The sequence below is a fragment of the Flavobacterium gawalongense genome, from assembly GCF_007097265.1.
Lineage (GTDB): Bacteria > Bacteroidota > Bacteroidia > Flavobacteriales > Flavobacteriaceae > Flavobacterium > Flavobacterium gawalongense.
In genome coordinates this window covers 100,962-123,577 of record NZ_VJZP01000005.1, presented here as the reverse complement: position 1 = coordinate 123,577, position 22,616 = coordinate 100,962, and the positions used below count along the sequence as shown (strand labels likewise).

Sequence of the window (22,616 nt, the reverse complement as noted above, 5' to 3'; positions counted from 1 at the left end):
ATTTGTTCGTATAAAACTTAAAAGTAGTATTTTTGCAGCATGGAAACAAATAGACAGAAAAAAATAGGTGGGGTTATCCAAAAAGATTTGGTTGACATTCTGCAAGGTGAAGTGAGAAAAAACGGAGTTACAAATTTGATAATTTCGGTATCCAAGGTTGTTGTAACTTCAGATTTATCAGTAGCTACGGTACATTTAAGCATTTTTCCTCAGGATAAAGCTAAGGAAACTTTGGCAGCGATTAAGACGAATTCGACTTTGATAAAACATGATTTATCACAACGCGTTCGCTTGCAATTGAGAAAAGTACCTAATTTGGTATTCTTTATCGATGATTCGTTAGACTACATCGAAAAGATTGACAATGCACTGAACAACAAGGAAAATCCTATAGAAAACAGAGATCTTCTAGAAAAACGCAGACATTCATAAAATTTGAATTTCCCCCTTTACATAGCCAAACGCTATATTCTTAGCAACAGTAAAAACAATGCGATCAATATCATCAATCGAATTGCCAGCATGGGGATTATTGTTGGCGCAATGGCTTTGTTTGTGGTTTTATCTGTTTTTAGCGGGTTGAAAGTTTTTAGTCTTTCGTTTACGAATGACATTGATCCCGATTTAAAAATAAGCAGTACTTTAGGGAAATCATTCCTTATTTCTCCAACGCAAGAAAGCCAAATCAAGAAAATTGATGGGCTAGCTTCTTATACAAAAATAATAGAAGAGCGTGTTTTATTCACTTTTGACGGAAAACAAGAAGTTACTTATCTCAAGGGAGTTGATTCCAACTTTAGCAAAGTAAATGCTATTGAAAAGAAACTTTTCAACGGGCAGTGGCTCAAACCGGACACCTATCAAGTAGTAGTTGGTTACGGAATTGCCCAAAAATTCTCGATGGGATTGCTTGATTTCAATCATCAATTGGAAGTTTTAGTTCCAAAACCAGGGAAAGGCGCTATCGAAAATCCAGAACAGGCTTTTAATAAAACTGAGATTATTCCTGTTGGGATTTACGCCATCAGCGAAGATCTTGATTCTAAATATGTTTTTGCCGATTTAGGTTTAGCGCAGGAATTATTGGAATATAAAACCAATCAGGTTTCAGGGATTGAAATCAAAGAAAAAGCTGGCGCTGATGAAAATGCCATCACAGACCAACTTCAAACAATTTTCAACAATACCATTACCGTAAAAAACAGGGCTCAACTCAACGAATCGCTCTATAAAATGTTGAATACGGAGAATATTGCCGTGTATTTAATCTTTACTTTGGTGATTGTTGTGGCACTTTTCAACTTAATTGGCGCGCTGATTATGATGATTTTGGATAAAAAAGGAAACCTAAAAACCCTTTTTAATCTAGGAACTGAAATCAAGGATTTACGAAAAATATTCCTGCTTCAAGGCACTTTATTGAGTGTTTTCGGCGGAATTATCGGGTTGGTTTTAGGAATTATAATTGTGTTACTGCAACAACATTTTCAACTGGTTATGATTACACCTACACTGGCGTATCCCGTAGTTTTCTCTCTCGAAAATGTATTGATTGTTATGGGAACTATTGTCTCGCTTGGCTTTATTGCTTCGCTGATTGCAAGTAGTCGCGTGAGTAAGAAGTTGTTGGATTAAGATTGAAGATTAATGATTTCAGGTTTCAGGTTTCAGGTTTAAAAAAATAAAACACGAATTCCACTAATTTACACGAATTAATTTGTGCAAATTAGCGGAATTCGTGTTTAAATTATTTAGCTACACTACTTCATAACCCGCATACGCTTCTTCAATCTCATTCAAAGCAGCAAACAACTCTTCAGGTCGATCTAGCGTTACTAATTTTTGTTTGAAGGTTTTAAAAGAATGAATTCCTTTGAAATAATTGGTATAATGTGGTCTGGTTTCAACAATACCTAAACGCTCTCCTTTCCATTCCATCGCCCAGGTGAGGTGATTTCTCACTGCTTCAACTCTATCAACAACGGTGGGTTTTGGTAAATGTTCTCCGGTTTTGAAGTAATGCTTGATTTCGTCGAAAATCCAAGGATAACCAATAGCGGCACGACCAATCATTATTCCGTCAATACCATATTCATTTTTATAGTGTAATGCTTTTTCCGGAGAATCAATATCACCGTTCCCAAAAATAGGCATGGTAATTCTAGGGTTGTTTTTTACTCGGGCAATGTGCGACCAATCAGAGTGTCCTTTGTACATTTGGGCACGAGTTCTGGCGTGTATGCTCAAAGCGGCAACACCAATGTCTTGCAAACGCTCCGCAACTTCATCAATATTAATGGAATTATCGTCCCAACCCAAACGGGTTTTTACGGTTACAGGCAAATGGGTACTATCGATCACAGCCTGAGTCAAACGAATCATCAAATCAACGTCTTTCAAAACACCGGCACCGGCACCTTTGCAAACCACTTTCTTAACGGGACAACCAAAATTAATATCTATTAAATCCGGATTTACTGCTGAAACAATTTTGGAAGACATGGCCATCGCTTCTTCGTCTCCCCCAAAAATCTGGATTCCAACAGGTCTTTCGTAATCAAAAATGTCTAATTTCATTCGACTTTTGATGGCATCCCGAATTAATCCTTCAGAAGAAATAAATTCCGAGTACATCAAATCGGCACCATGGGCTTTGCACAATCTGCGAAAAGGCGGATCGCTCACATCTTCCATAGGTGCGAGAAGTAAAGGAAATTCGGGTAATATTATGTTGCCAATCTTAATCATCTTCATTTAATTTGGTGCAAAATTACGTTTTTTAGATGAAAGGATAAAAGAAGAAAGAAGAAAGACTTAGTATTAAACCGATTAGTTTGCGAATTCGGGACTTTGAAACTGTTGAATTTAGCTTATATTTGCAGATTAATTGCCGCTATTTAAACGAGATTTTGAGGAAGCGACGGTTTGCGTGAGGGATAAAAGTGGAAAGCCCGCAACAAAGTGCAGCGACAGCGGAACTTTGTGAGGACTTGAAACGAATAGCCCGACCCTTGTGGTCACGCCCTGAAACAAATTCAGGGTAAACCTAAATAAATTTGATATAAACAGAAAATGAAAAACATACGGAATTTTTGCATTATTGCACATATTGATCACGGAAAAAGTACGCTTGCTGACCGATTATTAGGCGCAACACAAACCGTTACCGCTCGTGAAGAAAAAGCGCAATTGCTTGATAACATGGACTTGGAACGCGAACGTGGGATTACGATTAAGAGTCATGCGATTCAGATGGAATACACTTATAAAGGACAAGAATACATCCTGAATTTGATTGATACTCCGGGACACGTGGATTTTTCGTATGAGGTTTCCCGGTCGATCGCGGCTTGTGAAGGTGCACTTTTGATTGTAGATGCAGCACAAAGTATTCAGGCACAAACGATTTCGAATTTATATTTGGCTTTGGAGAATGACTTGGAAATTATTCCGGTTTTGAATAAAGTGGATTTACCAAGTGCCAATCCTGAAGAAGTGAGCGATGATATCGTGGACTTGTTAGGTTGCAAACTGGAAGATATTATTCATGCTTCGGGTAAAACCGGTTTGGGTGTAGAAAATATTTTGGCAGCCATTATCGAAAGAATTCCACCTCCAACAGGAAATATTGATGAGCCATTACAAGCCTTAATTTTTGACTCGCATTACAATCCGTTTCGAGGAATCGAAGTTATTTTTCGTGTGAAAAACGGGCAAATAAAAAAAGGCCAAAAGATTAAATTCATGGCTACCGGAAACGAATATTTTGCGGATGAAATTGGTACTTTGAAATTAAACCAAGTTCCGAAACAAGTAATTTCGGCAGGTGATGTTGGTTATTTGATTTCTGGAATTAAAGAAGCCAAAGAAGTAAAAGTAGGAGATACATTGACGGATGCAAAAAATCCAACAACGAATATAATTCATGGTTTTGAAGATGTGAAACCAATGGTTTTTGCTGGAATCTATCCCGTAGATACCGAAGATTACGAAGAGTTGAGAAACTCTATGGAAAAATTGCAGTTGAATGATGCTTCTCTGGTGTTTTTACCGGAAAGCTCGGCAGCTTTGGGATTTGGTTTCCGTTGTGGATTCTTAGGAATGTTGCACATGGAAATTATCCAAGAACGATTGGAGCGTGAGTTCAATATGACTGTTATTACTACGGTTCCCAACGTTTCGTATTTAGCTTATACCAAAAAAGATCCTACAACACCACTTATAGTAAACAATCCTTCGGACTTGCCCGAGCCATCTCGTTTAGACCATGTTGAAGAACCTTTTATTAAAGCAACTATCATCACTAAATCCGATTATGTTGGGAATGTAATGAGTTTGTGTATCGAAAAACGTGGGTTGATTACCAATCAAACGTATTTGACTACGGAACGTGTAGAATTGACTTTTGATATGCCGTTGGCAGAGATTGTATTTGACTTTTATGACCGTTTGAAAACAGTTTCTAAAGGATATGCTTCCTTTGATTATACGCCAATTGGGATGCGAACTTCTAATTTGGTTAAAGTTGATATCTTGTTGAACGCTACCATTGTGGATGCTTTGTCATCTTTGATGCATGCCGATAATGCGTATTCTATTGGTAAAAAAATGTGTGAAAAACTGAAAGAATTAATCCCACGCCAACAATTTGACATTCCTGTCCAAGCAGCAATCGGTGTTAAAGTAATTTCGCGTGAAACGATAAAAGCATTGCGTAAAGACGTTACCGCCAAATGTTATGGTGGGGATATTTCTCGTAAACGTAAATTATTGGAAAAACAGAAAAAAGGTAAAAAACGTATGAGACTTGTGGGGAATGTTGAAATTCCGCAAGAAGCGTTTATGGCGGTTTTGAAATTGAATGATTAAATTCCATCCTAAATCCTTCCCGAAAGGAAGGACTTTGTTGAAATAAATAGGAAACCTGACAATGAAAATTGTCAGGTTTTTTTATACATAGTCATTTCTGATTTAGAAATATTTACATCTGTTTATAAAGAACCTATGATTACATTCGCACTGCCCGTATGAATTGCCGTTGGTTTTAACCAACGGAATAGGGATTCAAGTAGCATTGGCTTTAGCCAAAATAGAGCGCAATTTTGGCTAAAGCCAGCAAGATTTATACATTTCCTTCCGTTGGTTAAAACCAACGGCAATTCAAACAACAATTCAAATAATAATCGGATTTCAAATTTATTTATTCTTCAACCATTCAAACAATCGTTTGGCATCTTCGAATCTAAACAATTGGGTTCCTTCATTCATCGTTGCTGCTGATCCGCAGGCTACACCCCAACGAATAACTTCTTTCAGGTTTTTATTTTGCGAAAGTGCCCAAACCATTCCACCAACCATACTGTCACCTGCACCAACGGTACTTTTTTTTACCACATTGGGAGCAGGAACAAAATCATAAGAATCTTTTGTAACCAATACTGCACCTTGTGGACCAAGGGAAACGACTACGATTTCGGCTCCGCCTTTGGCAATGATTTGTTTTGCGGCTTTATTTACTTCTTCCATTTCGAGACTTTCGACATCTATCAGTTTTGCTAATTCGCCAATATTCGGTTTTATCATATAAACACCCGCTTCAATCACTTTTTTCAAAGCTTCACCCGAAGTATCCACAATCAATTTGGAATTGGATTCTTTCGCGATAGTAGCAAAAACTTGATAAAAATCTGATGACAATCCTTCATTCAAACCCCCACTGATAACTAAATATTTGGATTTTAATTTTTGAATTGTCTGAATAATTTTGTCTTTTTCCAATGTTGTTATTTCGGCTCCTTGGAAACTAAAACGGTATTGTAAATTTGTATTATCATCAACCGCAACAAAGCTTTCTCTTGTCCAACTCTGGATTTCTATGGCTTCATATTCTATTTTTTCTTTCTGAACAAGTTCTTTGAGCATCGTGCCAATAGGTCCGCCCGAAGTGAACACACAGTATGATTGGCCCCCTAAACGAGAAATTGCTTTCGAAACATTAATTCCGCCTCCACCTGCATCATAACGTGGTAATCCGCATCGAATTTTTTGTTCCGGGACTAAACCTCTAAAATGAGCACTTTTATCCAAAGCAGGATTAACCGTAAGTGTAACAATATCAAATGACTTCATTTTTACAAATTTAATACCCTAAAGGTCGGATAAAATTCGTAAAAACGGATGCAATTCAAGGCGAATATTTCTTCGTATATTTGCAACCTCAAAACAAAGAAAAAAAATGATCGAAGATAAAACCCCACAACGCACAAGTATAGCTCAATTAGGAGAATTTGGATTGATAGACCATTTGACAAAAAACTTTGAAATCAATCAACCTTCGACTTTAAAAGGAATTGGAGATGATGCTGCCGTTTTGGATTTTGCAGCTAAAAAAGTAGTTATTTCTACTGATTTATTGATTGAAGGTGTACATTTTGATTTGGCTTATATGCCGTTAAAACATTTAGGTTACAAAGCGGTCGTGGTCAATGTTTCTGATATTTGCGCCATGAATGCAAAGCCAACACAAATCACGGTTTCAATTGCGGTGTCTAATCGTTTTCCATTAGAAGCTTTAGATGAATTATTTGCAGGAATTACGCATGCAGCACGTGAATATAATGTAGATGTTATAGGTGGCGACACTACTTCATCACAAAAAGGATTGATTATCAGCATTACCGCTATTGGCGAAGCTGATGAAAATGAAATAGTGTACAGAAACGGTGCCAAACAAACCGATTTATTAGTTGTAACAGGCGATATTGGTGCTGCTTATATGGGCTTACAAGTTTTGGAGCGCGAGAAACAAGTGTTTCAGGTGAATCCAAATTCACAACCTGATTTAGACGCTTACACCTATCTTATAGAACGACAATTAAAACCGGAAGCACGTAAGGATGTGCGCACTTTATTGCATGCTTTAGAGATAAAACCGACTTCTATGATTGATATTTCTGATGGATTGTCATCTGAAATTATGCACTTGTGCAAGCAATCCAAAGTGGGCTGTAATTTATATGAGGACAAATTACCAATCGATCCTCAATTTATTAATGTTTGTGAAGAATTCAATATCGATAGCACGACAGTTGCGATAAATGGAGGGGAAGATTATGAATTACTTTTTACCATTGCCATGGAAGACTTTGAAAAAATAAAAGGTAATCCAAATTTCACCATTATTGGTCACATGACACAAGAAAGTGAAGGCATTCACTTAGTCACTCGAGCCAACACAAAAATTGCTTTAAAAGCCCGTGGTTGGGATGCTTTGAGCGAATAAAAAGTCTTTAAAGAAACAAAAAACTACCCTAAATTCTACAATCTGGTTTTATACCATTTTTGGTTAGAAATTACTGTAACCTGTTTAAGGCTAAAAATTATAATCAAACAACTCAGATGAATTGCCGTTGGTTTTAACCAACGGAATTTTAAATTTCAAGCTAGCATTGGCTTTAGCCAAAATACAGTGCTCATTTTGGCTAAAGCCAATCAACTTATTCATTCCAATCCGCTGGTTAAAACCAGCGGCAATTGATAAAAAAATAATACAGTAATTTCAAAGACTAAATGGTTTTATACAAACTATACCTATAATGTGCAATCCATTTGCCATAAATTGTAACGCAACAAGATAGCACGATTTTTGTATATTTGTGTTTTATATTTTATAGTAATGAAAACTTTAATCATTTTGAAATAAATTAAAAATCATGAATGTAGAAACCCAACGCAAAAACATTGTTCACAGGATTTTAGATGTCTCCAATTCACGGTTATTAAGCAAAATTGAAGCATTATTGGACGATGAGATTTATACCTATACTACTTCAGGAAAACCGCTTTCTGTGAAAGAATACGAAAACCACCTGAACCAAATTATGATTGCCTCTGATTCTGGAGAAAAAGGATATACCACAGAAGAAGCCAGAAGTAATATAGTTAGAAAATGAAGCCTGTAATTTGGTCAAATGAATCTATCAAATCCATTCAGGACATATATGATTTTATTTTTTTTGACAGTCCTCAAAATGCGGAATTAGTTATCAATACGCTATTTGAGATAGGAGAAAACCTTAATATTTTTCCAGAGAAAAACCCTATTGAACCTCTATTTAATTCAAAAATGATTCGCTTTTTTCCAAAATGGAATTATAAAATTGTTTATCGAATAGAAGTTGAAAGAATTTATATCCTTGATATATTTTCTACTCGTAGAAATCCAAAAAAGTTTATTATTTGATTTATCATCTTTAATAAAAAAATATCGCAAACAAAAAACGAGGCAGTCTCAAAAGGCAGTCTCGTTTTTTGTTTTAAATGGTGTTTAAAATTCTAAAAAAGTAATCCTTGATTTTTTGCCTCGCGAATTAAATCAATATCGCTACCATTGTCTATTTTCAATAATTCTTTTAGGTTTAACTTTCTTCTTTCTATTGCACCTAATGATATTGGAATATATTGTGGAATATCATTCAGCTTAGTACCTTTCGATAAATGAAACAGAATTTGTTTATCAAATTGATCAATTTCTATTGTGTCTTTTTCTGCCAAGTCCAACATTTTTTGAACAGATTGACTGTAATATATTTCGTTTTTTATGACTTTATCAAAAGCAAAAAGTAATTCATCAAATGTCAGATCATTTTTTATTACTAATCCGTTTGGGTTTATTGTTTTAATTATCGTCTTTATTTTTAGCAATTCAGTATACATTGTCAGCAAAATAATTTTGCAATTGGGCATAAATTCATTAATCAATTTTGCCAAATCCTCCCCCGAATAAATCCCTTTTTCTTCGTAAGGTGGCATACTAATGTCTAAAAAAGCGATATCAAAAGCTAAAGTAGCAGGATTTGTAATGATATCGTATGCCGATTCACAATCTTTGGCCTGGCTAATAAAAAATTCAAATCCCTTAGGGTTATATCTTGTAATTGCATTCTTATACCCTTCTATAATAAAAGGATGATCGTCTACGATTAATATATTATTTTGAATGATTGTCTTTTCAGTTGAGGCAAGTGTCATTTCTCTGTAAGTATTTGTTTCTGTTCTATTGGGACTGTAATTGTAATGCTTGTTCCTTCTCCTTTTTTTGATTTTATGTCGACCATTCCATCACATTCACTTGTTCGAGATTGTATGTTTTGTAGACCTATACCCTTTTTTGCTTTGTTCACATTAAACCCAATTCCATCATCACTTACCACTAAAAATAAATCATCCTCCTTTTTTTTGAGTTCTACTTTGATAGCACTCGCATTGGCATACTTATTAATATTTTGAAGCGACTCCTGAATAATTCGGTATAAATTTATTTTAACCGCATTGCTTAACAACTCCCATTTTATAGTTGGATCAATGATTGTAGCTAGTTTTGGTTTAAATGTCTTTTTTTGTTCTTCAAACAAATTATTTACTATGGCAACGAAGTTATTAATTAATTCTGATTTTTCTCTATTCAAATCATGTGAAATTTCACGAATATCCTGCTCTATATTTTTTAATTCTGACAAATAACTATTTCTTTGATTAACGGCAATCTCATCATTGAATCTATTCAACCCATCTAAATTCATTCGTACGCCAAACATTCTTCCCAATACCCCATCATGCAACTCTTGTGCAACTCTTTTTTTCTCCACAATTCTATTGGTTTCAATGGTACTTTGCTGCGAAATCATCAAATTATAAATTTCCTCATTGACCTTTTGCTGCTCTTGTTTGAATAACAATTCCCTATTTTTAGCTTTTTGCGCCTTAATGATATACAAAAATAATCCCAAAATGGTAAATGCACTAAATCCAAATAACAAATTTCGATTTTTAGTTTCCAGATTAGTGTTCTCGCCTTTTATTTGATCGGTTTCATATTCTATACGAGAAAATTTCTCCCCCATTTTCCGTTCTGATTTTTGTAAACTTTCATTGATCCGAATGTATTCTTTTGAATAAACAGATGCTTTATCGGGCTCGATAACAGCCAATTGCTTTAATGCCACCAAAATATCACGGGAATTATTGGTAGTTCGAGACAATAAAAGTGCTTCTTTAGAATATTGCAATGACTTTACAGCATCCTTTTTTGAAGCAAAATATTCTGATAAATGGATCTTGTTAACAAATATCCCCGATGCCAACTGAAGACTATCTCTCAATCTTAGCGATTGGTAAAATAGTTCAGGTAATTCATTTGAATCTTTTAATTTGAATTTTGAATAGGCCAAATTATCTAACAACATGGCATAAACGTATGGTTTTTGTAATTTTAGGTTTTGTTGATCTAATCCTTTTTGAAAATATTCTTTTGCGAGCATGTATTTTTGCGAATTGAGATATAGTAGCCCAATATTATTATAGGTCGTGGCTTTTGACTGAAACTCCTTAGGTATTAATTCATCATCACTAATTAACAATGCTTTATTGTGATAGGCTATTGCATTTTCATATTCACTTAGCTCATTATATATTAACCCCAGTAAATTATAAGCATCGTATAAAATATTTTTGATACCCTTCTCTCCCTTTATTATCCGCAATACATTGAAAACTGCTTTTTCAGAACCTAAAAAATCACCCGCCTTAAACTGTAAGTTTGCTTTACTGATTAATGTTTTACCCAAATTAAAATTATCCCCGAGTTTTTCATACATTTTTTCTGCTTTATAATAAAACTGAAAAGAGCTATCTAAAATTGCCTGTGAATCATAATAATCCCCTAAATAGGTGTAGGATTTTATTATATTTAAAGTATCTTTAGCTTTTTCTGACTTATCTAATACAAGATGTACCGTTTTATTAAAATCTTTCCAGTTGTTTATGTTATAATACCGATTGGCTACTTTGAATAGATTGACTCGGTTCAGCGAATCATTTTCCTGATTGATAACAATATCAAAAGCTTTATGATTGTATTCCTGTCTTTTTTCCCTAGCTAAGCTAAAATCATTTGCCAATGAAAAATAAGTAGAAAGGCTATCTTCAGATGAAGCTACAATAATATTTTTTGTTTTTTTTTTTGAACAACCCAAAAAAACAAACAGCATAAAAAACAATAGAAGTATGTAGTATTTATTTTTCAATAGTTATTAATATGTTTTACCAAAAATAGTAAAATAAAACTATTGACATAAAAAAAGGCTACCAAATAATTGATAGCCTAAATATATTTAAAAAAATAATTGAATTTCTAGTCCACTTTTACGTTGCCTCCTGTTGCACCTTGCCCAACAATATCTACTTTTACATTACCTCCTGTTGCACCTTGTCCAACGATATCTACTTTTACATTGCCTCCTGTTGCGCCTTGTCCAACGATATCTACTTTTACATTACCTCCTGTTGCACCTTGTCCAACTATATTGACATTAGTATCCGATTTTACAGTATTATTAGTTTCTGGTGTAGTAAATGATGTTAATATCATCACTAAAGAGAATAAACCGATTGTTAAGATTGCTTTTTTCATGATTTGGGATTTTTATATGTTTATAATTTTTTACTTGTTTTTACTTCCCTTTGCAGGAAATTGTTTAGTAAAACTACATAGGTTATCTTAAAATTTCCTACAAAAAAAGGCATATATGGTAGAATACGGTCATCTGATAGTGAATGACCCTCAAATTAGAGTGAATGACTATTTTTTAAATTTCGAGGTAATTTCCGTTGGAAAAATCAGAAATAATAAGGTCGATATTTGCCTTATACGATTTGGAGAAAGGAAGTTTTGTAGTGGTGTTTTTAATATAACATACCGTATTTCCCGTATGAATTCTAGAAATATAATTTCGGTTTACGATATAACTATTGTGAATTCTGATAAAAGGGAAAGATAAAATTCCTTCGAAATGCTTCAATGTTTTGAAAGCGGTTATCATTTCACCATTATTTAGGTGTATGTCAGTAGAATTATTATCCGCTTGGAAATAGCAAATATCTTTAGCATCAATATACCTGTAATCACCATATGATTTTATACATAGAATAAGAGGCTGCTCCTGATTTGGCGTTTCTTGCCTAACTGAAACTATAGGTTTTTCATCAGGAAATGGCGATTGTTCTAAAAAAATCTCCTGGATATTATTCGATTTGTTCAATTTTAAAATTGATTTTACAATATCGATACGTGCTAATGGTTTTAATAAATAATCCGCAACTTCATATTGAATAGCTTCAAAAGCCAAATCTTTCTTAGTGGTAGTAACAATAATCTTCGGAATTACTTTAAGATACCGATACAACTCATTAATGAGTATTAACGATAAATTACTGGCCGCATTCGCAGGGTCAATTTCAAGAAAAACTAATTGAGGAGTGTGTTCTAAAATAAGATTTAAGCCATCCGTGTAATTATTTGCTGATGCCACAAAACTAAGCTCCGAAAAACTATCCGCAATGGCTTTCGTTTTCGAAACACTTTCTTGATCGTCGTCAATAATAATGTACGAGTAATTCATCAATGGTTTTTCCTAGAATTGTTAGGCATATCATCAGATGTCCAAAGTAAAATACACTTCAAATTATTAAGTAATAATGGTAGTTTTGGGAAACTAATTAAACAAAAGCATAAAATACTGAACAAAAAACTCTTATTTAACAGTCTAAAAATAAGCATTTAACTGTTTTTTCATATATGTTGTTAATATGTTTTTAACAAATGTTGACACATTAAGATGAAGCGCAAATAAAGCCGACAAAGCGCATAAATATTTGATTTAGAGACATCCAAAATCTAATGCATAATCATTTACGCACTAAAAAATAGAATCCATAGATTATAGTTAAAAAAAAAGCTCTCCATTTAGGAAAGCTTTTCTTATATAAATAAAAATCTGATTACATTTTCATCAACCAATTTTTCATCGAAACTTCATTTTCTATAATTGATTTTAAATCTGCGATTTTTACACGGTCTTGTTTCATCGTATCTCTATGACGAATCGTTACCGTTTGATCTTCGATAGTTTGATGGTCTACAGTAATACAAAAAGGAGTTCCTAATGCATCCTGTCTTCTATAACGTCTTCCTACAGCATCTTTTTCATCATACGCTACATTGAAATCCCATTTTAAATCTTCAATGATTTTATGTGCTATTTCCGGTAATCCGTCTTTTTTAACCAATGGTAAAACTGCCGCTTTTGTCGGTGCTAAAACTGCCGGTAATTTTAGAACTGTTCTTGTGGAACCATCTTCTAATGTTTCTTCTTTTAATGAAGTTGCAAAAACAGCTAAGAACATTCTGTCTAATCCTACTGAAGTTTCCACTACATAAGGAACATAATTCTGATTCAATTCAGCATCAAAATATTGTAGTTTTCTACCTGAAAATTGTTCGTGTGCTTTCAAGTCAAAATCAGTACGAGAGTGAATTCCTTCTAATTCTTTGAACCCAAAAGGAAAATTAAACTCAATATCGGCAGCTGCATTCGCATAATGTGCTAATTTTTCGTGATCGTGAAAACGGTAATTTTCTTTTCCAAGTCCTAATGACAAGTGCCAGTTTAATCTTGCTGTTTTCCAATGTTCGTACCATTTCATTTCATCTCCTGGACGCACAAAAAATTGCATTTCCATTTGTTCAAACTCACGCATACGGAAAATAAATTGTCTAGCTACAATCTCATTTCTAAATGCTTTTCCTGTTTGTGCAATTCCAAAAGGAACTTTCATTCTTCCTGATTTTTGTACATTCAAGAAATTGACGAAAATACCCTGAGCTGTTTCCGGACGTAAGTATAAATCCATTGCCGTATCAGCTGACGCTCCTAATTTAGTGCCGAACATCAAATTAAATTGACGTACTTCGGTCCAGTTTCTAGAACCCGATTCCGGACAAGCAATTTCCAGTTCTTCGATTAACGCTTTTACATCTTCCAAATCTTCATTACCAAGCGAACGAGCCATTCTTTCCAGAATTTCTCTTTCTTTGGCTTTGTATTCAATTACTCTTGCATTTGTAGTTACAAATTCTTGTTCATTGAAAGCATCTCCAAAACGAGCGCGTGCTTTTTCGATTTCCTTGATTGCTTTTTGATTTAGCTTTTCGGCATAATCTTCAATCAAAACATCGGCTCTATATCTTCTTTTTGAATCTTTGTTGTCAATCAATGGATCGTTGAAAGCATCCACGTGACCTGACGCCTTCCAAGTAGTTGGGTGCATCAATATTGCCGCGTCAAGACCAACAATGTTATCGTTCATTTGAACCATTGCTTTCCACCAATATTCGCGTATATTCTTTTTTAACTCTACTCCGTTTTGTGCATAATCATAGACTGCACTTAAACCATCGTAAATTTCGCTTGACGGAAAAATAAATCCGTATTCCTTTGCATGCGAAATTACATTCTTAAATAAATCTTCTTGTTTTGCCATAATGATGCAAAAATATAAAAAGTGAACTTAAAAAAAAGAAAATTGTTAAAGATTGAAGCATTGATTTACCTATTTTTATAAATAAATCCTTGATTACATGTTTGAAAGCGTTATTAATCTATTTTTTCCAAAAGTTTGTTCCGGTTGCAGCTCCTTTTTAGTTCTAAATGAAAATGTGATTTGCACCGTTTGCAGGCATGATATTCCGCTGACGAATCATCATTTGAATCCAGAGAATGATGCTTTCAAAAAGTTTTATGGAAGAATTCCTGTACTACACACCTCAGCATTATTTTATTTTCATAAAAAGGGAATTGTCCAAGAGCTCATCCATAATTTGAAATACAAAGGACACGAGGAAATAGGAACAATAGTTGGAGAATGGTATGCCGAAGATTTAAAAAATATCCAATTGCTACAATCCGTAGATGAAATTATTCCGGTTCCTCTTCATAGAAAAAAATTAAAAGAAAGAGGATACAATCAAGTTACCGCCTTTGGCGAAGCACTTTCTTCGAGTTTAAATTTGGTTTATAATGATTCTCTTTTAATTCGGAATGTGTATTCAAAAACGCAATCGAAGAAAAATTTATTAGGCAGAACCGAAGGAATCAAAACTGTTTTTGATGTTTCCTTTACAGCAAAAGATCATCATAAACATTTCCTTTTAATTGATGATGTTATCACGACAGGAGCCACATTAGAAGCTTGTTCACATGCTTTATTGAAAATTCCCGGCGCTAAAATTAGTGTCATTTGCATGGCAATGGCACAATCTTGATAAAATAATTCAAACCTTAAATTTTGTTTTTAAAACAAAATAGCATTGTAGAAAACAGTGTTTTTTAGCCCTGATTACTTCACTTAAACTTTCATTCTCATAGGAGTTCAGTGAACTTCGTTTAAAGTGGAAATCCTTTCTAGTCCTGAACTTGTTTCAGGATCCTGAAACAAGTTCAGGACTAGAAAGATTGAAGCGGAAAGCAGGAAACAGCTCCTGAAAATAAGTCTGTTACAATTCCAAAGAGCACACTATCAATTAATTTAATGAAATTATAACGAAATAGAATTTCCGATTCCAAACTTAAATGTATAAATTTGAATAAAAATATTTATTAATCATTAAACAATCATATTATGGCTTTTGAATTACCACAATTACCTTATGCGTATGACGCATTAGAACCTTATATTGATGCACGCACGATGGAAATTCATCATACAAAACATCATAACGCTTACATTACTAACGTGAATGCTGCTATTGCAGGCACGGACATGGAAGGCAAGACGATTGAGAATATTTTGATTAATCTTGACATGAAAAACATGCCTGTTCGTAACAATGGCGGTGGTTTTTACAATCATAATTTATATTGGACTGTGATGACACCAAACGGTGGCGGACTTCCAACTGGTGATTTATTGATTGCAATCGAAGCTGCTTTTGGAACTTTTGAAGAATTTAAAGCAAAATTCACTAAAGCTGGTGTTACACAATTTGGTTCTGGATGGGCTTGGCTTTGTGTTCATAAAGGCGGAAAAGTGGATGTTTGCGGAACTCCAAATCAAGATAATCCCTTGATGCCAGGCGTAGGTTGCGGTGGAACTCCAATTTTAGGAATGGATGTTTGGGAGCATGCTTACTATTTGCATTATCAAAACAGAAGACCCGATTATATCGAAGCTTTTTTCAATGTAATTAACTGGACGGAAGTAGCTAGAAGATATGCTTTAGAGAAATAGTCAGAAAGATAATAGACTTTTTAGATGATAGACGGATAGACTTTTTAAAGTTTGTTCGTCTATTTTTTTATTCATTATCTAAAAAATCCTTGACTTTATTCCAATAAAAAAGGTGGAATTTCTTCCACCCTTTTTGCCCCAAATCTACCATAAACTTAACCTACTAATGTTATGGTGATTCAAATTTATAGCAGTTATTTAATCAAAACAAATAAATTAGATAAACAACACATAAAACCGATTAAGAACTAAATTTGCTCAATTATTAGTATGCTCTCGCATCTTTTCCTTCATAAAAATTCATAAATGCTCGATTCACCACTCTATTTCCTCCAGGTGTAGGATAATCTCCAGTGAAATACCAATCTCCTAAATTTTTCGGACAAGCAATATGCAAATCTTCTACTGTTTGAAATATTATTTTCACTTCAGCTTTTATTTCAGGTGAGCTTAACATTTCAGCAATTTTATTTGAAACTTCTTGCGGTTGAAAAGGCTCATAAATTGCCGTTACATAATTCACGACTTCACTGTCTATATAGTTTTCCTGTGCTTTACATTTCAAATACACTTCATCAACAATGTGATACAAGTCTCTTTCCTTTAACAATTCTAATGCCGCCTTAAATGCTACCAAACCTTCCAGTTTAGCCATATCAATTCCGTAACAATCAGGATATCTAATTTGAGGTGCTGATGAAACGATTACAATTCGTTTTGGATTCAAACGATCCATCATTTTAATGATACTCATTTTCAACGTTGTTCCACGCACAATACTATCATCAATAATTACCAAATTGTCTGTTGGTTTGATAACTCCGTAAGTAACATCATAAACATGGGCCACTAAGTCATCTCGACTACTGTCTTCAGTAATAAATGTTCTTAGTTTTGCATCTTTAATAGCTACTTTCTCCGTACGGATTTTTACCGAAAGTAATTCTTGTAAAGAATCCTTAGTTAAGGTATTTCTATTTTCAAGAATGTAATTGTTCTTTCTTTGATTTAAAAAATCTTGAGCCGCTTCAACTAATCCGTAAAAGGAAGTTTCAGCAGTATTTGGAATGTAAGAGAAAACGGTATTGTCCGTATCTTCGTCAATGGCTTCCAAAACGGCAGGCAAAATAAGTTTTCCTAAATTTTTTCTTTCTTGATAAATTTCAGCATCACTTCCTCTTGAAAAATAAATACGCTCAAATGAACATGCTTTTTTAACTGTTGGCGGAAGAATTTCCTTCATGGAAACAGTTCCGTTCTTCTTAATTATTAATGCACTCCCTGGGTCTATTTCTTGTACTTTTTCGAAAGGCACATTGAAAACGGTTTGTATAACCGGTCTTTCAGAAGCAACAACCACGACTTCATCATCTTGATAAAAATAAGCGGGACGTATTCCTGCCGGATCTCTAAATACAAATGAATCTCCGTGTCCCAAAAGTCCTGCCATAGCATAACCACCATCTAAATTTTTAGATGCTCGGGTCAAAATTTTTGCAACATCTAATTTTTCTGCAATTACCGGTGAGGCTTCTCTTTTAGTTAAGCCATTATTTTTACATTCTTGGTACAAGTCAGTTACTGCATTATCCAGAAAATGTCCGATTTTTTCCATTACGGTAACTGTATCCGCCATTTCTTTTGGATGCTGACCTAATTCAATTAGACTTTGAAAAAGCTCTTTAACATTAGTCATGTTGAAGTTTCCAGCCAAAATCAGGTTTCTGTGCATCCAGTTATTCTGACGTAAAAATGGATGAACACTTTCAATACTGTTTTTCCCAAAAGTTCCATAACGAACATGTCCCAAAAACAATTCGCCTATGTATGGAATATTTGCTTTTTGAAGAGCAACATCATCCGCATATTCCGGATGAGCTGCCATTTCTTCATTTATTCTGTCATTTATCTGCGCAAAAACATCTTGAATAGGTTGTGCATGATTGGATCGCACACGACTTATGTAACGTTCTCCCGGCTCAACATCTAATTTTATACTTGCAAAACCTGCTCCGTCTTGCCCGCGATTGTGTTGCTTTTCCATCAGGAGATACATTTTTTGTATTCCGTAGAAAGCAGTTCCGTATTTTTCTTTGTAAAATTCAAGCGGTTTGAGTAGTCTAACTAGGGCTATTCCACATTCGTGTTGTAAAGCGTCGCTCATTGTGTTGTTGTTTGTTGTTGTGTTTGTTGGTATACACTAATTATTGTTCTTAAAAGAACATCCATAATTAGACCAAAAATTAAATCCTGTAATTTCTTGCCAATATTATTTTAAAAAAAACCTCGTTTCCGAGGTTTAAGCATTATAATTCTATATCAAATTGTGTCAATGATTTGAATTGTTTCAATCTTGACAAAACTTCTTCTTTATCTAAATCAATCATTCTTTCTGTTCCAAATTTCTCCACACAAAATGAAGCTAAATTAGAACCATAGATGATCGCGTTTTTCATGTTTTCGAATGAAATATTTTCACTCTGCGTAATAAATCCTGCAAATCCACCTGCAAAAGTGTCTCCTGCTCCTGTTGGATCAAAAACTTCTTCTAAAGGCAATGCCGGAGCAAAGAAAACTTCTTTGTCATGAAACAATAAAGCTCCGTGTTCTCCTTTTTTAATCACCACGTATTTTGGTCCCATGGTATGAATTTTTGCAGCAGCTTTCACTAAAGAATATTCTCCCGAAAGTTGTCTTGCTTCTTCATCATTTATGGTAATTACATCTATACGTTTAATTACATCCAATAATTCCGGTAAAGCACAATCCATCCAAAAATTCATAGTATCCAAAACCACTAATTTAGGTTGTGTTTCCATTTGGTCTAAAACACTGCTCTGTACTAATGGATGCAAGTTTCCTAACATCACTACGTCAGAATCTTTAAAATTTTGAGGAACTTTTGGCTGAAAGTCTGCCAAAACGTTTAATTGAGTGTCTAATGTATCCCTTGAATTTAAATCGTTATGGTAACGACCGCTCCAAAAGAAAGTTTTCCCGCCTTTTACAACTTCAAGACCAGAAATATCTATGTTTCTTGCTGTTAATAAATCTAAATATTCTTGTGGAAAATCATCGCCAACTATAGAAACTATCGCCGATTGCAAATTGAAATAAGAAGCTGAGAGTCCGATGTATGTTGCTGCGCCGCCTAAGATTTTATCTGTTTTTGCAAAAGGAGTTTCAATTGCGTCAAAAGCTACAGTTCCAACAATCAATAATTTATTCATACGTAGATATTATTTTCTTTTTTAAAGGAATATGGAATTGCTTCGCCTGTTCACAAAAGTTCGAGTCGCTTATTAACATTTGATATTTATAAAAAAACCATGTTAAGCTCATTTCATTTTATGTGTTTCGAATTAAGGCGCAAAGATAGTTTATAAGTTGTAAAGTTGCAAAGGGTCTCAATCGTAAAGTTTTGCCAATTTATTGCACTGAATTACAAATCTTTACAATAAATTTCCTTCTTCTTTTTCATAAAAAGCATCAACAGAAAGTTGCTTTTGCATCGAAGCCATAACTGCTAACGCATCGCATCTTTCGTTTTGAACATGGTTATTGTGTCCTTTTATCCATGTGAAATCGACTTTGTGTTTTCTATAAACAACCAGAAAACGTTTCCACAAATCGGAATTTGCACCCGCTTATGATTTAACATTCTCTAGTTCTTCCAAAGGCTGGCACAGCACTAGTTTTGCTGGCGAATATCAAAATCCTAATCAAACTCATTTACTGGAATTGGCAGCTATTTTTGGATTGAAAAAACCGAAGAAATTATAACTGAAGTTCAAGAGGGCAGTTGCCAATTGGAAACAATATGCAAAAAATAGCAATGTAAGTTCTTATAGGGGTACTAAAATCGAAAAAATAACGTAACAGTTGTTGCGGTTGAAGGTTTTTAGAGTTGCAAAGTTTTTATACTTCCAACAATAAATCTAATTCACTTTTAAATTTACCTTTAATTAATCTTTCATCTCTCAAATAGGTAAAATAGTCACTGTAATTTGTTGGGCTTAAAAAGTTAAATAAATACTTCTGCTTTATATCTTTTTCTTCAAGTTGTTTGTTTAATTCATTAAAATGCTCAGCCGCATACCTGTTTTTTGCTTTGTTTTCATCGCTATTGTCATTGTCCGACTTTATTTCTACAACTGAAATATATTGAAAATCATCTTTTTTAAAATAGATGAAAAAGTCGGGGTTAAAAAAATGACTGCTTGTATGACTTCCTTTTGTGTATGAATATTCTATAGAATAAAAACTTTGATTTTTAGATTTCATCCAACTTGTTAATTTACTTGCATTGTCTTTTTTTACCAATTCGCTAACAAATTTTCTTTCAGGTTCTCTTGAAGTAAAAACTAAATCAATAGGCGTTTTAAATAGAAATTTATTTGTACTTTCTGCAAACGCAGAACGAGGCAAAGATAAATCTTCTTTGATTTCTGCAAATGCAATTAAAGAGTCTTGAATTACAATTTCATTTTCATAATCATCAGAATAAAAAACTGTTGAATCACTTTTTAAACTCAAAACCGATACGCTTTCGTGTTCTCTGTTTTCTGTTCTTACTTCAATTATTGAGTTAGGTATTCTTGTTAAAATTATACTTTTGGGTTTTTTGCGAAGTAAAGTATTGAAAGCAGAAAAAACGGCTTGCCTGTTTTTTTTGCCCAAAAAACCTCCTTGCATACCAACTTTTTCCATTGAGTTTCTAATTACTTGCTCAATTACTTCTTTGCTTGGTAAATTTTCGCTTGTGTATTCCGTTTCATTGAGTTTTAAAATAATTCCTTCAAGTTTTCTAATTTGAAATTCATCATATATTTTACTGATAATATCTGATACTAAAAAATTTTCTTTTTCGATATCATAAGTCATTTTATATTCTTTATCACCAATTTTCACAAACTTTGTATCAGTTTTATGTTCAAAAGTTTCAGCTACAAAAGTGATATAATCTTTATAATTAAAAACTTCTGTTTCTTTTTCAACATCAACTTCTCTCTTTTCTTTTGTGTAGTCTAAATTATGTAATGCAAAATGAAAATCTGCCCTATCTCCATCAACAATAGAGCTATTCTTAATTTTGGTTTCCATTTCCAAAATTTCCTCTACTAAATCTTTTATTCTTTCACCCCATTTGTCGTGATTAAATACTATTACTTCTGCATTTGGATAGCCGTTTGGAATACGCAAACCTCTACCTAAAACCTGTGCAATAAGAAGTTTCGAATTAAACGCTTTTTCTTCCATTGGCACAATTTGAAAAACATTTTTCACGTCCCAACCTTCAGTAAGCATAGCTACAGAAATAATCCATTCTATTGGCTCATCTTTGCTATCAACATAAGGAAGTTTTAAAACATTTGCTTTATGGTCTTTATCAGAAGTTACTAATAAAATTTTTTCATTGTTCAAATATTCTTCAGAACCTTCGCCTTTTTCGCATAAAAATTCTACCAATCTCGTTTTAAGCTGTTTAGCAATTTTAATATCTTTTGTAATTAAAATTGTTAATGGTTTTAGATTAGAATATTTTGCTTTGTTAAGTTTATGGTTTTGTAATATTTTTTGAAACTTCTCATTTTCGTTACTATCTTCGTTTTCCACTACATAATTTATGCTTTTTACGAAACGATTTTCTACAGCAGAACGCAAAGAATATCTATAAATAACATCATTAAAATAATCATTGTCAATGTAGGAAGTTCCTGTAAAACCTAAAATGTATTTGAATTGATAAGTTGCATCCAACAAAAATTCTTTCCATTTTTTGATGCTCTTACTTTCGTTAGTAGTTCCTTCTACTTTGTTGTATGCGTGATGCACTTCATCATTTAAAACTAAACATCTTTCGCCTTTACCAAATGCTAAACTATCAAAAATAGATGAACCTGTTTTTGAATAAACTGCGTTTATGTTTTCAATAGCGATACACCCATCTTTAATGGTTTGGTCAGCGTTTATGATTGTTGGATTACTAACTTTTGCACTTGGTGGAATAGCATTTTTTAAATTCGTATCTATTGAAAGCTCGGTAAATTTTTTAGTTAATTCTCTTTCAATAGTTAAACTTGGCGGCCCCAAAACCAGAACTTTATCTACAATCCCTAAACCTAATGCAATTTGTGCAATGCCATACATTACAAAACTTTTTCCTGTTCCTGTTGCTAAATCTATGCAAGCAGAAAGTTTATTAGGCAACTGAATTTTCTTTAAATATTCGTTTTCCGTTTTGTATCTTAATTGTAATTGGTCGTTTGCTTTGTAGTTTTCTTTTACCAAATCTTCAATCGTGTTGTATTTGGTAGAAATCAAATAATGTATAGCTGTTTTAATTGCTTCTTTTTGATAATCTCTATTACTACAAAGTATATCTAAAAATCTTTCCCATTCATCCAAAGGATATTTTATTGGGTCGTAATTTTTGTCATTTACTTTTAAAACTAAATCTTGCGTATTAAAAATTTTCTTTCCTGCCATTG

18 protein-coding genes and 1 pseudogene are annotated in these 22,616 nt (G+C 33.6%); 8 read left to right on the top strand and 11 right to left on the bottom strand.

Annotation, left to right across the window (positions count from 1 at the left end; genetic code table 11):
- Window positions 1-39: 39 nt before the first annotated feature.
- Complete coding sequence (gene rbfA / locus FNW38_RS04835) at window positions 40-432, top strand: 30S ribosome-binding factor RbfA (protein ID WP_143387011.1); 393 nt, start codon at window positions 40-42, stop codon at window positions 430-432.
- Window positions 433-435: 3 nt separating this feature from the next.
- Window positions 436-1,635, top strand: coding sequence for an ABC transporter permease (locus FNW38_RS04830; protein ID WP_143387010.1), 1,200 nt, complete (start codon window positions 436-438; stop codon window positions 1,633-1,635).
- A 120-nt stretch (window positions 1,636-1,755) separates the two neighbouring features.
- Here the strand turns inward: FNW38_RS04830 and dusB are convergent, their stop codons facing one another.
- Window positions 1,756-2,748, bottom strand: coding sequence for a tRNA dihydrouridine synthase DusB (gene dusB / locus FNW38_RS04825; protein ID WP_144064620.1), 993 nt, complete (start codon window positions 2,746-2,748; stop codon window positions 1,756-1,758).
- 324 nt (window positions 2,749-3,072) lie between these two features.
- Between dusB and lepA the strand changes: the two genes are divergently transcribed.
- Window positions 3,073-4,869: a translation elongation factor 4 gene (gene lepA, locus FNW38_RS04820; RefSeq protein WP_144064619.1), complete on the top strand. Its 1,797-nt coding sequence runs from the start codon at window positions 3,073-3,075 to the stop codon at window positions 4,867-4,869.
- Between the two features lie 327 nt (window positions 4,870-5,196).
- Here lepA and FNW38_RS04815 read toward each other — a convergent pair whose 3' ends face one another.
- Entirely contained in the window at window positions 5,197-6,129 is a 933-nt protein-coding gene (locus tag FNW38_RS04815; protein WP_144064618.1) for a 1-phosphofructokinase family hexose kinase, read from the bottom strand.
- A 106-nt stretch (window positions 6,130-6,235) separates the two neighbouring features.
- Between FNW38_RS04815 and thiL the strand changes: the two genes are divergently transcribed.
- The 3 genes from thiL to FNW38_RS04800 all read left to right on the top strand — a co-directional run bounded on the left by thiL (window position 6,236) and on the right by FNW38_RS04800 (window position 8,242).
- Window positions 6,236-7,282, top strand: coding sequence for a thiamine-phosphate kinase (gene thiL / locus FNW38_RS04810; protein ID WP_143387006.1), 1,047 nt, complete (start codon window positions 6,236-6,238; stop codon window positions 7,280-7,282).
- Window positions 7,283-7,712: 430 nt separating this feature from the next.
- A complete protein-coding gene (locus tag FNW38_RS04805) occupies window positions 7,713-7,952 on the top strand; it encodes a hypothetical protein (RefSeq protein ID WP_143387005.1) in 240 nt (79 codons plus the stop codon).
- Window positions 7,949-8,242 carry a type II toxin-antitoxin system RelE/ParE family toxin gene (locus FNW38_RS04800; RefSeq protein WP_143387004.1) on the top strand — a complete coding sequence of 98 codons (294 nt, stop codon included), beginning with the start codon at window positions 7,949-7,951 and terminating at the stop codon, window positions 8,240-8,242. Before FNW38_RS04805 ends, FNW38_RS04800 begins: the two co-directional genes overlap by 4 nt.
- A gap of 92 nt (window positions 8,243-8,334) precedes the next feature.
- Here FNW38_RS04800 and FNW38_RS04795 read toward each other — a convergent pair whose 3' ends face one another.
- The 5 genes from FNW38_RS04795 to FNW38_RS04775 all read right to left on the bottom strand — a co-directional run bounded on the left by FNW38_RS04795 (window position 8,335) and on the right by FNW38_RS04775 (window position 14,379).
- Window positions 8,335-9,030, bottom strand: a complete 696-nt coding sequence (locus tag FNW38_RS04795; protein ID WP_144064617.1) for a response regulator — start codon at window positions 9,028-9,030, stop codon at window positions 8,335-8,337.
- On the bottom strand, window positions 9,027-11,048 hold the full coding sequence (locus FNW38_RS04790; protein ID WP_144064616.1) for a tetratricopeptide repeat-containing sensor histidine kinase: 2,022 nt from the start codon (window positions 11,046-11,048) through the stop codon (window positions 9,027-9,029). The genes FNW38_RS04795 and FNW38_RS04790 overlap by 4 nt, the downstream gene beginning before the upstream one ends.
- A 143-nt stretch (window positions 11,049-11,191) precedes the next feature.
- The gene (locus FNW38_RS04785) at window positions 11,192-11,470 is read right to left on the bottom strand and encodes a 3-oxoacyl-ACP reductase (protein ID WP_144064615.1); all 279 of its coding nucleotides are present in this window, start codon (window positions 11,468-11,470) and stop codon (window positions 11,192-11,194) included.
- 175 nt (window positions 11,471-11,645) lie between these two features.
- Window positions 11,646-12,458: a LytR/AlgR family response regulator transcription factor gene (locus tag FNW38_RS04780; protein WP_144064614.1), complete on the bottom strand. Its 813-nt coding sequence runs from the start codon at window positions 12,456-12,458 to the stop codon at window positions 11,646-11,648.
- A 379-nt stretch (window positions 12,459-12,837) separates the two neighbouring features.
- Window positions 12,838-14,379, bottom strand: a complete 1,542-nt coding sequence (locus FNW38_RS04775) for a glycine--tRNA ligase (RefSeq protein ID WP_143386999.1) — start codon at window positions 14,377-14,379, stop codon at window positions 12,838-12,840.
- A gap of 97 nt (window positions 14,380-14,476) precedes the next feature.
- Between FNW38_RS04775 and FNW38_RS04770 the strand changes: the two genes are divergently transcribed.
- Both FNW38_RS04770 and FNW38_RS04765 read left to right on the top strand, forming a co-directional pair.
- A complete protein-coding gene (locus tag FNW38_RS04770) occupies window positions 14,477-15,160 on the top strand; it encodes a ComF family protein (RefSeq protein ID WP_144064613.1) in 684 nt (227 codons plus the stop codon).
- 356 nt (window positions 15,161-15,516) lie between these two features.
- Window positions 15,517-16,125, top strand: coding sequence for a superoxide dismutase (locus FNW38_RS04765; RefSeq protein WP_143386997.1), 609 nt, complete (start codon window positions 15,517-15,519; stop codon window positions 16,123-16,125).
- A gap of 265 nt (window positions 16,126-16,390) precedes the next feature.
- Here FNW38_RS04765 and FNW38_RS04760 read toward each other — a convergent pair whose 3' ends face one another.
- The 4 genes and pseudogenes from FNW38_RS04760 to FNW38_RS04745 all read right to left on the bottom strand — a co-directional run bounded on the left by FNW38_RS04760 (window position 16,391) and on the right by FNW38_RS04745 (window position 22,614).
- Window positions 16,391-18,289: an amidophosphoribosyltransferase gene (locus FNW38_RS04760; protein WP_144064612.1), complete on the bottom strand. Its 1,899-nt coding sequence runs from the start codon at window positions 18,287-18,289 to the stop codon at window positions 16,391-16,393.
- Between the two features lie 142 nt (window positions 18,290-18,431).
- Window positions 18,432-19,355: a PfkB family carbohydrate kinase gene (locus FNW38_RS04755; RefSeq protein WP_144064611.1), complete on the bottom strand. Its 924-nt coding sequence runs from the start codon at window positions 19,353-19,355 to the stop codon at window positions 18,432-18,434.
- Between the two features lie 222 nt (window positions 19,356-19,577).
- Window positions 19,578-19,763, bottom strand: a pseudogene (locus tag FNW38_RS04750) (RNase H family protein); the annotation flags it as partial.
- A gap of 280 nt (window positions 19,764-20,043) precedes the next feature.
- The gene (locus FNW38_RS04745; RefSeq protein ID WP_144064610.1) at window positions 20,044-22,614 is read right to left on the bottom strand and encodes a DEAD/DEAH box helicase family protein; all 2,571 of its coding nucleotides are present in this window, start codon (window positions 22,612-22,614) and stop codon (window positions 20,044-20,046) included.
- Window positions 22,615-22,616: the final 2 nt, after the last annotated feature.

Excerpts from the sequence above, each read along its gene's own strand:
- FNW38_RS04800 (WP_143387004.1), top strand. The coding sequence starts at position 7,949 with ATGAAGCCTGTAATTTGGTCAAATGAATCTATCAAATCCATTCAGGAC.
- FNW38_RS04815 (WP_144064618.1), bottom strand. The coding sequence starts at position 6,129 with ATGAAGTCATTTGATATTGTTACACTTACGGTTAATCCTGCTTTGGAT.
- thiL (WP_143387006.1), top strand. The coding sequence starts at position 6,236 with ATGATCGAAGATAAAACCCCACAACGCACAAGTATAGCTCAATTAGGA.
- FNW38_RS04760 (WP_144064612.1), bottom strand. The coding sequence starts at position 18,289 with ATGAGCGACGCTTTACAACACGAATGTGGAATAGCCCTAGTTAGACTA.
- FNW38_RS04770 (WP_144064613.1), top strand. The coding sequence starts at position 14,477 with ATGTTTGAAAGCGTTATTAATCTATTTTTTCCAAAAGTTTGTTCCGGT.
- lepA (WP_144064619.1), top strand. The coding sequence starts at position 3,073 with ATGAAAAACATACGGAATTTTTGCATTATTGCACATATTGATCACGGA.
- FNW38_RS04765 (WP_143386997.1), top strand. The coding sequence starts at position 15,517 with ATGGCTTTTGAATTACCACAATTACCTTATGCGTATGACGCATTAGAA.
- dusB (WP_144064620.1), bottom strand. The coding sequence starts at position 2,748 with ATGATTAAGATTGGCAACATAATATTACCCGAATTTCCTTTACTTCTC.
- FNW38_RS04805 (WP_143387005.1), top strand. The coding sequence starts at position 7,713 with ATGAATGTAGAAACCCAACGCAAAAACATTGTTCACAGGATTTTAGAT.
- FNW38_RS04780 (WP_144064614.1), bottom strand. The coding sequence starts at position 12,458 with ATGAATTACTCGTACATTATTATTGACGACGATCAAGAAAGTGTTTCG.
- FNW38_RS04775 (WP_143386999.1), bottom strand. The coding sequence starts at position 14,379 with ATGGCAAAACAAGAAGATTTATTTAAGAATGTAATTTCGCATGCAAAG.
- FNW38_RS04745 (WP_144064610.1), bottom strand. The coding sequence starts at position 22,614 with ATGGCAGGAAAGAAAATTTTTAATACGCAAGATTTAGTTTTAAAAGTA.
- FNW38_RS04755 (WP_144064611.1), bottom strand. The coding sequence starts at position 19,355 with ATGAATAAATTATTGATTGTTGGAACTGTAGCTTTTGACGCAATTGAA.
- FNW38_RS04785 (WP_144064615.1), bottom strand. The coding sequence starts at position 11,470 with ATGAAAAAAGCAATCTTAACAATCGGTTTATTCTCTTTAGTGATGATA.
- FNW38_RS04795 (WP_144064617.1), bottom strand. The coding sequence starts at position 9,030 with ATGACACTTGCCTCAACTGAAAAGACAATCATTCAAAATAATATATTA.
- rbfA (WP_143387011.1), top strand. The coding sequence starts at position 40 with ATGGAAACAAATAGACAGAAAAAAATAGGTGGGGTTATCCAAAAAGAT.
- FNW38_RS04790 (WP_144064616.1), bottom strand. The coding sequence starts at position 11,048 with ATGCTGTTTGTTTTTTTGGGTTGTTCAAAAAAAAAAACAAAAAATATT.